Below are 12,781 nucleotides of genomic sequence, written 5' to 3'. Positions count from 1 at the left end.
TATTCGTCGAGCAGGTGCAGAACCTGGAGTGATTGACGGGCCGGGTTGAGCCGGCCCGCTTTGTTTTACTCCGCCGGTTTGATAGCCAGCAAATCCGTCCGCAAATGAGTTAGTACCTTCTCGGCGGTATTGCCGATCACCCTGGCGGCCAGTCCGGTCTTGCCGGTGGTGCCGATCACTATCATGTCGGCCTTGATTTTGTTGGCCACGCTGGGGATCACCTTCTGGGCCGGCCCGGATGCGATATGAACCTGCTCTGGCGCCAGGTGCCAGGTGTTACACAGGTGTTCAATGTGGGGCTTCAATGCCGCCTCCCGTTTGCGGGCGTGGGCAACCGGGTCGATGATGTCCAGGTCTGCCAGAATCACCGAGGTATGCAGGGCGTGCACCAGGTGCAGCTCCGTGCCCAGGGCTTTGGCCAGGTGCCAGGCCTGGTCGATAATCCGGTTGTTGAGGGCTTTTTTGACCGTTTTATCTGAGCTCAGGTCCACCGCAGCCAGGATCGGCCGGGCCTTGTTCCATTTCTGCTCGGCCACCAGCATCACCGGCGCCGGGCATTCCCGCAGCAGGTGCCAGTCCGTCGGGGTGTACAGGAAGGTTTCCGAGCGGTTTCCGGTTTTGACCACGGCGCCGATTTTCTCTTTCTGGCACTGGGCAATGACCCACAGGTGAATCTGCTTTTCCCAGACGGTTCGTGCGCTGATCTTCAGGTCGTTGCAGTCGGCCAGCGCCAGCATCTGTTCCAGCCATTTCTGGCGATGGTCCATCAGCGCCTTCTTGGCCCGGTTCTGTACCTCCGGATCGCCCGGCAGGGCGTCCAGGTAGTCATGCACGAACGCCACCACTTCCACACTGGCACCGGTTGCCCGGGCCAGTTCAACACCGCGGGTCAGTGCGGTCTGGTCTTTGTGTTGGGGGTCCATGATGATCAGCAGTTTGTCCATGTCGGTATCCGTCAGCTAACGTGGAATTTGTTCCAATACTATCAGCAGAAAGTCACCCGGGGTGCGGAGATAAGTCAAACCCCGTATAATTTGCCGCTTTCTGGCCATCCGTAGTGGTCGCAAACTGTTGTTCAGGAGTCATCACGCCATGAGTCAGGCCGGTGAGCAGGGTACCCTGTTTGTGATTTCCGCCCCTTCGGGCGCGGGTAAAACCAGCCTTGTGTCGGAAATGCTCCGCCAGGATTCCCGGCTGGGGGTTTCGGTGTCTCACACAACCCGCCCGATGAGGGAAGGTGAGCAGGAGGGGGTGAACTATCACTTCGTCAGCCGGGACGAGTTCGAGGCGATGATTGCCCGGGGTGACTTCCTGGAACATGCAGACGTTTTCGGCAACTACTATGGCACCTCGCAAGTATGGGTGCGGGAAACCCTGGCCACCGGGCAGGACGTCATTCTGGAAATCGACTGGCAGGGTGCCGAACAGGTGCGCCGGCTGATTCCTGAATGTGTGAGCATCTTTATTGTTCCGCCGTCGGCCGAGGTTCTGCGCCAGCGCCTGGTTGGCCGTGGTACAGATGCGCCAGACGTGGTGGAGCGCCGGCTTGCGGAGGCAGAAGAGGAGTGTCGCCACGCGGTAGAGTTCGATTACCTGGTGGTGAACGACGATTTCAGTGTGGCGCTGGCTGATCTTCTGGCGATTGCGCGCAGCCACCGGCTGAAGATGGGCGTGCAGCAAGTTCGCCACGCCAGCCTGCTGTCGGGATTGTCTGGCCGCAGCTGATTGGCGTGCCGGCATGCATAGTGGCTTCCACTGTATACAAATTGAGCCGGTGCCAGTAAACTACGCTGTCTGCTAAATCAGTGATTCTTTTTGTTCGGGGAAGATAATGGCACGAGTTACCGTTGAAGATTGTCTGGAAAACGTAGATAACCGCTTCCAGCTGGTTATGCTGGCCACCAAGCGCGCCCGCCAGATTGCCACCAAGGGTGCTGAGCCGATGGTGCCGGAAGAGAACGACAAGCCCACGGTTATCGCCCTGCGCGAGATTGCCGAAGGCAAAGTGACTCGCGATCTGCTGACCGAAGACGACGAAGACTAAAATGCCCGCTTGCGGTTGTGCGTAGAATTACTGCCAACCGTTAAGAAGCATTGAAATCTGACCGCGCGGTTTTATAGTGTATCTATAGAAATCCGCCGGAAGGACAACAAAAAAGCCCGGATGCATGCATTCGGGCTTTTTTGTCCCCGGTTTTCAGTGAAACATTGGAGGCGCGGTGTCGGTAGAGCCAACGGTTGAACATCTGGCCAGAGAGCTTAGCTCGTATCTGGATACCAATCGCATCAATCAGGTGCGACGGGCCTATTATTACGCCGAACAGGCCCACGAAGGGCAGATGCGCAAAAGCGGCGACCGTTACATCACCCACCCCCTGGCCGTAGCCGGCATCCTTGCCAACCTGAGGCTGGACCATCAGAGCCTGATGGCAGCCATGCTGCACGACGTTATCGAAGACACCGGTATTCCGAAAGACGCCCTGAGCGAACAGTTCGGTGAAGACGTGGCCGAACTGGTTGACGGCGTATCGAAACTGACCCAGATTGAATTCCGCTCCCGCGCCGAAGCCCAGGCCGAGAACTTCCAGAAAATGACCCTGGCCATGGCCAAGGACATCCGGGTGATCCTGGTAAAACTGGCAGACCGCCTGCACAACATGCGCACCCTGGGCCCCATGCCCTACGAAAAACGCCAGCGCATTGCCACTGAAACCCTCGATATCTACGCCCCCATTGCCAACCGCCTGGGTATGCATTCGATTTCTACCGAGCTGGAAGACCTGGGCTTTTCCTCTCTGTATCCGATGCGCTCCAAGTACATCTCGAAAGCGGTGGCCAAGCTGCGGGGCAGCCACAAGGAAATTATCGACGATATCCGGGGTAAACTGCAGGAAAAGCTGGAAGAGCGCGGCCTGCCGGGCCGGATACTGGGCCGGGAAAAACACCTGAACTCCATCTACAACAAGATGAAGTTCAAGCAGAAATCTTTCCATGAAATCATGGATGTGTACGCCTTCCGCATCATCACCGATACGGAAGACGACTGTTACCGGATCCTGGGCGCCGTACACAGCCTGTACAAGCCCCTGCCGGGCCGTTTCAAAGACTACATAGCCATGCCCAAGGCGAACGGCTACCAGTCGCTGCATACGACGTTGTTCGGCATGCATGTGAACATTGAAATCCAGATCCGTACCGAGGAAATGGAGCACATCGCCAACAATGGTATTGCTGCCCACTGGATGTACAAGAACGAGGAATCCGGCGTTACCAACATCAACCAGTCCCGTGTGGACCGCTGGGTGAAAGGGTTGATGGAAATGCGCGAGCGGGCCGACGACTCCATGGAGTTCATCGAACACGTGAAGGTCGACCTGTTCCCGGACGAAATCTACGTGTTTACTCCCAAGGGCCGGATTATGGAGCTGCCCAGCGGGGCAACGCCGGTGGATTTCGCCTACGCCATTCATACTGATATCGGCAACGCCACGGTGGCCTGTCGTGTTAACCGCAACCTGGCGTCCCTGAGCCAGCCCCTGCAAAGCGGCCAGACGGTAGAAGTCATTACTGCACCGGGCGCCCGGCCGAATCCGGCCTGGCTCAGCTTTGTGGTAACCGGCAAGGCTCGCAGCAGCATTCGCCACGTACTCAAAACCCGCAAGCGGGCAGAATCCCTGGAGCTGGGCCGTACCCTGCTCAAGCGTTCCCTGAAAGGCTTTGGCGCCAAGCTTTCGGACATTACCGAAGTCCAGCGCCAGGCTGTGGTCAGCCATAACCAGGTGAACAGTTTTGATGACCTGGTCAGTGACATCGGCCTGGGTAATCGCATGGCTTACCTGGTGGCGCGGCAGCTGGTCAGTGGCGGTGAAGGGCTGGAAACCACCGCCAACCTGGAAAACGCCCCGGCCGAAAAGCAGGGCGCGGTGACTATTCGCGGAACCGAAGGCATGCTGGTGCGCTTTGCCAGTTGCTGCAAACCCATTCCGGGTGATCCGGTCGTGGGTATTATGGATTCCGGGAACGGGATGGTCATCCACTCCGACACCTGCTCCAGCCTGCCGGAAGACGACGAAGGGCGCGCCCGTCTGACCCACCTGAAGTGGGCCAAGGACATCACCGATGAATTCTCGGTAGAGCTGCGGGTAGAACTGGAGCGCCAGCGCGGTGTGATTGCCGAAGTGGCCAACGCCGTAGCCATGGCCGACGGCAATATCGAACGCATCAATGTGGAAGACCAGAATGCCAGGTTCGGCATTGTCAGCCTGGTGGTGCACGTGAATGGTCGCCGGCACCTGGCCCGGGTGATGCGCCGGGTGCGCAATATCCGTGCGGTTACTCACATCAGCCGGGTTCGCCACTGAGTGCGACTTTAGCGTGGTTGACAGTCGCCACGCTGAAGGGAGAGGATTGGCGTTTTGAACGAGAGGAAAACGCAGGTCATGACCAATAAATCTGTTATCCAGACCGAAAACGCCCCGCAGGCGATTGGTACCTACTCCCAGGCAGTCAAAGCCGGAGATACCGTGTATCTGTCTGGCCAGATTCCCCTGGACCCTGAAACCATGGAAGTGGTGCCCGGTGACTTTGCCGCCAAGACCCGTCAGGTGTTCGAAAACCTGAAGGCTGTGTGCGAAGCCTCTGGTGGTGAACTGAAAGACATCGTAAAACTGAACATCTACATGACCGACCTGGCCAACTTCGCCACGGTGAACGAGATCATGGCCACCTACTTCCAGGAGCCGTACCCGGCCCGCGCCGCCGTAGGCGTGGCAGCGCTGCCGAAAGGCGTGCCGGTGGAAATGGAAGCGGTAATGGTGCTCAGCTGAGGTTGTTGATCATCTCCCGGTATCCCGCCTTGTAGTCGGGGTACCGGAACTCGAAACCGCTGGCCAGCAACCGCTGGTTGTTACACCGCTTACTCCCCGCACGTCCGCCCTTACGGGCACCCTCTACCGGATCTTTGCACGGCACCTGCTGCCGAACCCAGTCCACCACCTCATCCAGCCGCACCGGCTCGCAATCGCTGGCGATATACAGGTTTTCCAGCTCGTGGCCCTGCAATGCCTGCTGGGTCAGGTAGGCGATGGCCCCAGCGGCATCCTGTTCGTGAATCCGGTTGCTGAACGGTGCCGGTGGTTGCGGGTTCATCCGGCCTTCCAGAACTTCTTCCAGGAACCGCTGGCGGGTAGGGCCGTAGATGCCGCTGAAGCGCACCACGGTAGCCGGGTGAATACTGTTCAGGGCCGTTTGCTCGCCCTGCAGAATGTGCTGGCCGGTAAACCGGTCCGGTTCGGCGGGGCTGGTTTCATCCACCCAGCTGTCATCGTCCTGGGCGTACACGCTGGTGCTGCTGATGAAGAACAGGCGGGTCAGCGGATTGTTGCCGATGGCGTCCAGCAGGTTCTGCAGGCCAGCGACATAGGCGTTGTGGTAGCCCTCGCCATCATAGCTTGAAGGTGTCAGGCAGTAGATCACAATGTCCAGGTTGTCCGGCAGCTTGCCTTGCAGGGTTTCCGGCCGGGTGAGGTCTGCGCCGATCCCGGTAATTCCCGCCGGAACCTTGTCCGGATTGCGGCGTAAACCGTACACCTGGCCGGCGCCGGTCAGGGCCAGGGCAATGTCGCCACCAAGCTTGCCGCAGCCGGCCACCAGAATTCGTGCAGATGGGTTGCGATCTGTCATTGCCATAGACAATTTCAATCCTTATGCTTTGGCTGATAAAGTATGTGAAACTTCGACCTGATCGATCCGACCGGAGCTCACCATGACACTCACCGAGTTACGATACGTTGTTACGCTTGCCCGGGAAAGGCATTTTGGCCGCGCGGCCGAGCGTTGTCACGTCAGCCAGCCCACCCTCAGTGTGGCGGTCAAGAAGCTGGAAGACGAACTCGGTATTCCCCTGTTCGAACGCAGCAAAAGCAGCATCCGGGTAACCGAAACCGGGCAGCGCATCATCGAGCAGGCCCAGCGGGTGCTGGACCAGGTGGGCGTGATCAAAGACATGGCCCAGGACGGCAAAAACCAGCTGAACTCACCGCTGAAAGTGGGGGCCATCTACACCATCGGCCCCTACCTGTTCCCGCACCTGCTGCCGGAACTGCGCCGGGCGGCGCCGGAAATGCCGTTGTATATCGAAGAGAACTACACCGCCAACCTGCGCCAGAAGCTTCGCCATTCAGACCTGGACGCCATTATCATCGCCTTGCCGTTCGAAGAGCCGGAAGTGGTCACCATGCCGCTGTACGACGAACCCTTCGTGGTATTGCTGCCGGCGGATCATCCGCTCACCGCAAAAGACGAGATAACCGCAGACGAATTGTCTCGTGAGCAATTGCTTCTTCTGGGCCCGGGCCACTGCTTCCGGGACCAGGTACTGGAATCCTGCCCGCCGCTGGTGGATGCCATTACCAAGCGGGCAGATGGTGACAAACCGGACCTGGTGACCGAAGGTAGCTCCCTGGAGACCATCCGCCACATGGTGGCATCCGGCCTTGGTATTACCGTGTTGCCGCTGTCTGCGGCCACCGGAATGAAATACCACGAAGATATCCTGGCGGTTCGCCCGTTTGCCGCGCCGGTGCCTTTCCGGACCGTGGCTTTGGCCTGGCGGGTAACCTTCCCGCGGCCCAAGGCCATTGATGTGCTGTCGCTGGCGGCCAGCCAGTGCCGGGTGATCGAAAAAGCCAAAACCGAAACGCCGGCGGTTGCCAAAGGCGCCTGAGTGCCACTATGACGTCACTGGAAGACATCTCCGTTACCCAGCTCAAGGGCGTAGGAAACGCCCTGGCCGGAACATTGGCAAAACTCGGCATCCATTCCGTACAGGACCTGCTGTTCCACCTGCCTCATCGCTATGAAGACCGCACCCGGGTAATCCCCATGGGCAGCCTGCGCATTGGCGATGTTGCGGTGGTGGAAGGTGAGGTCATGAAAACCGACCTGGTCATGGGCCGGCGCCGTAGCCTGCAGGTGACCCTGAGGGACAACAGCGGTTTTCTGGTGATGCGGTTTTTCCACTTCAATGCCGCCCAGCGTAACCAGCTGACCGAAGGCGCCCGGGTACGTTGCTTTGGCGAAGTCCGCCCGGGCCGCGCCGGTTACGAGTTTTACCATCCCGAATACCAGGTGAACCCGCCGCCCATGCCGGCGGGTGACGAAGCCACGCTTACCCCGGTGTATCCGCTCACCGAAGGCATACAGCAGCCCCGGGTGCGCGGGCTGTGCCAGCAGGCGCTGCAGTACCTGGACCGTTACCCCATCAAAGACTGGTTGCCACCGGAACTGCTGGCGGACTACCAGCTGCCGGGCATTACCGAAGCCGTAAAACTGGTCCATAAGCCCCCGGCCGGTGCCCCGGTACCCCAGTTGGTGGAAGGCCGGCACCCGGCCCAGCAGCGGCTGGTGATGGAAGAGTTGCTGGCGCACCAGCTCAGCCTGCTGCAGGTGCGGGAACAGATACAGGCCCGGCAGGCCTTGCCCCTGCTGCCTACCGGTGATCTGACCGAACGTTTTCTGGAAGAATTACCCTTCAGCCTGACCGGCGCCCAGCGCCAGGTGATGAAGGAAATCCGGCAGGACCTGAGCCAGCCATTGCCCATGTTGCGGCTGGTGCAGGGGGATGTTGGTTCCGGTAAAACCGTGGTGGCGGCCCTGGCCGCACTGCAGGCCATCGGAGCCGGTGCCCAGGTGGCCCTGATGGCGCCCACGGAAATCCTTGCCGAACAGCACTACAATAATTTCCGGGGCTGGCTGGAGCCCCTGGGCATCCGGTTGGCGTGGTTGTCTGGCAAGGTCAAAGGCAAGGCCCGGCAGGAGGCCCTGGAGGCGGTTGCCAGCGGCGAAGCCCGGGTAGCTATCGGCACCCACGCCCTGTTTCAGGATGACGTAAAGTTCAACCGGCTGGCCCTGGTGATTGTGGATGAGCAGCATCGTTTCGGGGTTCACCAGCGCCTCGCCCTGCGTGAAAAAGGCGTAGGCGGCTCGCTGGCCCCGCACCAGCTGATCATGACCGCCACACCCATTCCCCGCACCCTGGCCATGAGCGCCTATGCTGACCTGGATACGTCGGTGATCGACGAGCTGCCCCCCGGTCGTAAACCCATAGAGACCATCGTAGTGCCCGATAGCCGGCGTGACGATATTATCGAACGGGTACGAAGTGCCTGCCGGGAGGGGCGCCAGGCCTACTGGGTGTGTACACTGATTGAAGAATCCGAAGCCCTGCAGTGCCAGGCAGCCGAAGTGACGGCCCAGGAACTTTCCGAGCGCTTGTCGGATCTTAAGGTGGGCCTGGTGCATGGTCGCCTGAAAGCCCAGGAAAAAGCCGAAGTGATGGAACGCTTTAAGAACGGCGAGCTGGACTTGCTGGTGGCCACAACCGTAATCGAGGTGGGGGTGGATGTGCCCAACGCATCGCTGATTATCATCGAGAACCCCGAACGGCTGGGCCTGGCCCAGCTCCACCAGTTGCGTGGCCGGGTAGGCCGGGGCGACCAGGCCAGCTTTTGCGTACTCATGTACCACCCGCCGCTGTCGAACAATGGTAAAGCCCGCCTGCAGGCCCTGCGAGACAGCCAGGACGGTTTCTTTATTGCCGAGAAAGACCTGGAAATCCGTGGCCCCGGCGAAGTGCTGGGCACCCGCCAGACCGGGCTGATGCAGTTCCGCCTGGCTGATTTCGAGCGGGACAAGGGCTGGATAGAGCCGGTCAAGGAAATGGCGCCGGCGCTGGTGAAACAGCCCGGCGTGGCCGAAGCCCTGGTGCGCCGCTGGCTCGGCGAGAACACCCGGTACGGAGAGGTCTGATTATGCACTTTCCTGTCTCCAGCCAGTTCACCCGCCTGCGCATTTTACAGCGCCTGGAAGACACCCTGGAGTTACCGCCGTTGCCGGAAACCCGCGAGCGCATACTGTGCCTCAGGTCTGATCCGAATGCGGTTATGGGCGACCTGGTCGACATTGTGGAAAGCGATCCGGGCCTGGCCGCCCAGGTGGTGAGCTGGGCGTCTTCTTCCTTCTATGCTTCTGCCGGGCAAGTGCGCTCGGTACACGATGCCATCTCCCGGGTGCTGGGGTTTGACCTGGTGATCAACTTGGCGACAGGCCTGGCCCTGGGCCGAACCCTGAAAGTGCCTCTGGACCACCCCGAGGGCTACCGGGACTACTGGCAACAGGCCACCTGGCAGGCTCAGTCTGCCGGCATACTCGCGGGCATGATGCCCCGGCACAAACGGCCAATGTTCGGGCTGGCATACCTGGCGGGCCTGCTGCACAACTTCGGCGACCTGGTGCTGGTACAGGTGTTCCCGCCCTATCACGAACAACTGGCCCGCTGGCAGGTGGATAACCCGGCCGGGGACCGTGCCGCTCATGAGCAGCGTTTGATGGGCTTCAGCCGGGAGCAGATTGCCGCCCGCCTGTTGGAGAACTGGGGCATGCCCGATGAAGTGACCCTGGCGGTACGGCACCAAGCGGATGCCGACTACAGCGGCCCTCATCATTACCTGGCCAGAATTGTCTGGCTGGGCCGGCAGTTGCTAACCGCTCGGGGCGTGATGCCGGGCCGGGCAGATCCGGTGCCCCAGTCTGTTTTTGAAGAACTGGGCCTGAGCCGGCAAAGGGTAGAGCAGCAGTTTGATGCGCTGGTTCATAACCGGGACGGCATCATGGCCATGGCCGGAATGATGCCGCTGGCCCGGTAACTGCGGTTCAGTCGAACCGGTAATGGCGAATGGCGGTAGCCGCCTTGCGCACATCCTCGGCGTGCTGCCGTTCTACCGCGAAGCGTTCCTTGTCCATCTTCTGAACCAGCTTGGCATCCGTGGCCTTTCGGGCGCGGTGGGTGGGCATGTGCTGGATCTTGTCGTGCACTTCCTGAAACACCCGGTAGGGCGCCTGGTCCAGCAGTTCCGGGGCCACGTAATCCAGCAGGCCCTTCAGGCGCAGGCAGGCTTCAGAATGTTCCACCTGTCCTTCTTCCACCGCGAGGGCAATAATGCGGATGCTTTCGATCATCTCGTCGCGCCGCTTGGCCTGGAACTCTTCCGCCTTCTTCTGGCGCATCCGGTTTTCGTTCAGCACCCTGGATTGCCGCCAGATGTAGAACAGCAAAATCCCGATCACCACCAGCCCGACAACAATAAACGACAGTTGCAGTCCTCTGGGCATTGTTGAACCTCGTATCAATGAATGGCGAGGCCTGCCCGGTGGGTCAGGCCTGTTTGCTTTGGGCGCCAGTTTGCCAGACTTTCACTTCCACTGCCTGCCCGTTCAGTACCGATGTGCCAGAAACCGGGTCGGTTTCGGTGTCGTCCAGGATATCGTTGATGCTGGCACCGGCGTGGGCGCTGGCAATGGACTGCCCTGTGCCGGGCCGGCTATGGCCCCAGCCGTGGGGAATCGACACCACTCCGGGCATGATATCTTCCGATACCTCCAGCGGCAGCACCACGGCCCTGCCGTCTTTCTGTACTTGTACCTGCGCGCCGTCTTCGAGTTTGCGGTTTTGGGCATCTTCCGGGTGCATGATTACCGTGCAGCGGCTTTTGCCTTTCACCAGTCGCTGGCTGTTGTGCATCCAGGAGTTGTTGCTGCGTACATGGCGACGGCCGATAAGCTGCAGGCTGGCGCTGGCTTCAGGCCGGTCCAGCAGGGCCTGAAGGCGCTCCACATCCGCCAGGTAGCGGCGCGGCGCCAGGTTGATCTTGCCATCCCGGGTAAACAGCCGCTGGGGCAGGGTGGGCTGCAGCGGGCCAAGGTCCACCCCGCTGAGGGATTTCTTCAGGGCGGACAGTGACAGCCCCTTGGGCATGTGCTGCCACTGCGGGTTCAGCGGGCTGAGCCGTGCCAGACCTTTGAGGGGGTGGCGTTCCGGCAGGATGCCGAGCACCTTGTCCAGCACCGGCTTGATCACACCGCCCACCCGGCCCGGGTTGGCGCCGTAGGGGCCGGTGCGCAGCAGCACATCCAGGATCGGGTCTGGCCCCAGCTTCTTGAACGCCTGCCAGCCCAGTTCCGCCTGCAATGGCAACTTCCCGCCCTTGCGCTGCCGTTCAAGGCGGTGGGCCAGTTCCAGGTTGATCTGCCAGTCGTGGCGGCTGTCGGGTGCCGGTTCGAACAGGGCTTCGCTGTACTTGGCCTGGTTGCGTACCGCCATCATGCTGAAAATCAGGTCGTAATGGCTGCGCTCCAGCGCTGCTGTGGGCGGCAGAATCACATCGGCGTGGCGGGTGGTTTCATTCAGGTAGTAATCCACCGACACCATGAAATCCAGCCCGGCCAGGGCTTCATCCAGGCGCTGACCATTGGGGTTCGACAGCACCGGATTGCCGGCCACGGTTACAAAGGCGCGAATTTGCCCCTCGCCCGGGGTCAGGATTTCATCGGCCATGGTGCTGGACGGGTATTCACCGCCAAATTCCGGCAACTTGCGCACCCGGCTGTAACGGTTGCCGAAGTGGCCGGCCTGGCCCACCAGAGCGCCCAGCGCTACCAGGTCCACCGCAGGCTGGGTGAACATCACCCCGCCCGGGGCATCCAGCTTGCCGGTCAGGATATTCAGGCAGTAAGCCAGCCAGGTGGTGGTGCCACCAAAGGCCTGGGTGCTGGTGCCCATTCGGGTGTGCAGGGCTGCCCTTGGCGTGGTGGCAAGCTGCCGTGCCAGGCCGCGAATGGTGTCGGCGCTGATGCCGGTATGGCTTGCGACGGCTTCCGGCGTAAAGCTCAGGGCAGCCAGCTGCAGCAGGTCCTGGTCTTTTACCAGCCCGGTGGCCGCGCCGGTACTGACCAGGTTCTCCGCAAACAGCGTGTGCACCATGGCCATCAGCAGCAGGGCATCGGTGCCCGGGCGGATAAAATGGAAATCATCGGCAATGCGGGCGGTTTCCGTGCGGCGCGGGTCGATAACGACCAGCTTGCCGCCACGTTTCCTGAGCTCCTTCACCCGCCCCCGGAAATCCGGCACCGTCATCAGGCTGCCGTTGGAGGCCATGGGGTTGCCACCGATACAGATAAACAGATCGGTGCGGTCGATATCCGGAATGGGGAACAGCACCTGGTGCCCGAACATCTCCAGGCTGGCCAGCATATGGGGCAGCTGGTCGTTCGAGGTGGCTGAAAAGCGGTTCTGGGTGCCTATGGCCCGCAGCAGCGGCGTAATGGTCATGGCGGCGCCGTGGTTGTGCACATTGGGGTTACCCAGATACACCCCGATACTGTTCCGGCCGTGGGCCTTGCGCACCTCATGCAGCCGCCGGGCGACCAGGTCGAAGGCCTCGTCCCAGCTCATTTCTTCCCAGCCGGTGGCGGTTTTGCGAACCGGCCGGCGCAGCCGTTCCGGGTCTTCATGCAGATCCTGCAGCGCCACCGCCTTCGGGCAGATATGGCCCCGGCTGAGCGGGTCGTTGTCGTCGCCTTTGATAGCGGCAACCTTGCCGTTCTGAACCTCGATAGCCACGCCACACATGGCTTCGCAAAGGTGGCAGGTGCGGTAATGGGTGCCGTTGTGCATAAGGATTCTCCGGAACTCTTGTTTTTAGGTTTCAAATTGAAACCAGATTATCAGGAAACGAACCGCGATGGGAAAAGGGTTTTTGCAAATGTGACCCGATAAGCCCTACAGCGAGTAGGGTGAGGCGTTACCGCCTCATCCCTCTCACAGAACCGTACATACGGGCCACGTATACGGCTCATGCCATTAACTTACCCCGATCTCGGGGACAGTGATGCCGGTTTTGACCTTCGCAAGATCCATCAACTGCAGGTCATTGTGCAGGTAGGT

Annotated in this window: 10 protein-coding genes and 1 pseudogene; 7 read left to right on the top strand and 4 right to left on the bottom strand. The window is 60.6% G+C overall.

Annotation, left to right across the window (positions count from 1 at the left end; all coding sequences use genetic code 11):
- Positions 1-65: 65 nt before the first annotated feature.
- The gene (locus tag Q668_RS06480) at positions 66-944 is read right to left on the bottom strand and encodes a universal stress protein (protein WP_022988810.1); all 879 of its coding nucleotides are present in this window, start codon (positions 942-944) and stop codon (positions 66-68) included.
- Between the two features lie 148 nt (positions 945-1,092).
- Between Q668_RS06480 and gmk the strand changes: the two genes are divergently transcribed.
- The 4 genes from gmk to Q668_RS06460 all read left to right on the top strand — a co-directional run bounded on the left by gmk (position 1,093) and on the right by Q668_RS06460 (position 4,826).
- Positions 1,093-1,725 (top strand): guanylate kinase, encoded by a 633-nt coding sequence (gene gmk, locus Q668_RS06475; RefSeq protein ID WP_022988809.1) that lies wholly within the window; start codon positions 1,093-1,095, stop codon positions 1,723-1,725.
- Between the two features lie 106 nt (positions 1,726-1,831).
- Positions 1,832-2,044 carry a DNA-directed RNA polymerase subunit omega gene (gene rpoZ / locus Q668_RS06470; protein ID WP_022988808.1) on the top strand — a complete coding sequence of 71 codons (213 nt, stop codon included), beginning with the start codon at positions 1,832-1,834 and terminating at the stop codon, positions 2,042-2,044.
- A gap of 175 nt (positions 2,045-2,219) precedes the next feature.
- Positions 2,220-4,361, top strand: a complete 2,142-nt coding sequence (locus Q668_RS06465) for a RelA/SpoT family protein (protein ID WP_036219375.1) — start codon at positions 2,220-2,222, stop codon at positions 4,359-4,361.
- A 78-nt stretch (positions 4,362-4,439) separates the two neighbouring features.
- On the top strand, positions 4,440-4,826 hold the full coding sequence (locus Q668_RS06460) for a RidA family protein (RefSeq protein WP_022988806.1): 387 nt from the start codon (positions 4,440-4,442) through the stop codon (positions 4,824-4,826).
- Here Q668_RS06460 and Q668_RS06455 read toward each other — a convergent pair.
- A complete protein-coding gene (locus Q668_RS06455; protein WP_022988805.1) occupies positions 4,819-5,688 on the bottom strand; it encodes an NAD-dependent epimerase/dehydratase family protein in 870 nt (289 codons plus the stop codon). The genes Q668_RS06460 and Q668_RS06455 overlap by 8 nt on opposite strands.
- A 76-nt stretch (positions 5,689-5,764) precedes the next feature.
- Here Q668_RS06455 and Q668_RS06450 point away from each other — a divergent pair, with 76 nt between their 5' ends.
- The 3 genes and pseudogenes from Q668_RS06450 to Q668_RS06440 all read left to right on the top strand — a co-directional run.
- Positions 5,765-6,724, top strand: coding sequence for a hydrogen peroxide-inducible genes activator (locus Q668_RS06450; RefSeq protein ID WP_022988804.1), 960 nt, complete (start codon positions 5,765-5,767; stop codon positions 6,722-6,724).
- An 8-nt stretch (positions 6,725-6,732) separates the two neighbouring features.
- On the top strand, positions 6,733-8,808 hold the full coding sequence (recG, locus tag Q668_RS06445; protein WP_022988803.1) for an ATP-dependent DNA helicase RecG: 2,076 nt from the start codon (positions 6,733-6,735) through the stop codon (positions 8,806-8,808).
- A gap of 23 nt (positions 8,809-8,831) precedes the next feature.
- Positions 8,832-9,704, top strand: a pseudogene (locus Q668_RS06440) (HDOD domain-containing protein); the annotation flags it as partial.
- A gap of 7 nt (positions 9,705-9,711) precedes the next feature.
- Here the strand turns inward: Q668_RS06440 and Q668_RS06435 are convergent.
- Together Q668_RS06435 and Q668_RS06430 are read right to left on the bottom strand one after the other, a co-directional pair.
- The gene (locus tag Q668_RS06435; protein WP_022988801.1) at positions 9,712-10,170 is read right to left on the bottom strand and encodes a DUF2489 domain-containing protein; all 459 of its coding nucleotides are present in this window, start codon (positions 10,168-10,170) and stop codon (positions 9,712-9,714) included.
- Between the two features lie 43 nt (positions 10,171-10,213).
- Positions 10,214-12,511: a molybdopterin-dependent oxidoreductase gene (locus Q668_RS06430; protein ID WP_022988800.1), complete on the bottom strand. Its 2,298-nt coding sequence runs from the start codon at positions 12,509-12,511 to the stop codon at positions 10,214-10,216.
- Positions 12,512-12,781 lie beyond the last annotated feature (270 nt).

This window comes from Marinobacter sp. ES-1 (assembly GCF_000475255.1).
GTDB classification, from domain to species: domain Bacteria; phylum Pseudomonadota; class Gammaproteobacteria; order Pseudomonadales; family Oleiphilaceae; genus Marinobacter; species Marinobacter vinifirmus.
The sequence above is the reverse complement of the archived record's forward strand: the minus strand, read 5'-3'. Positions and strand labels throughout refer to the sequence as shown.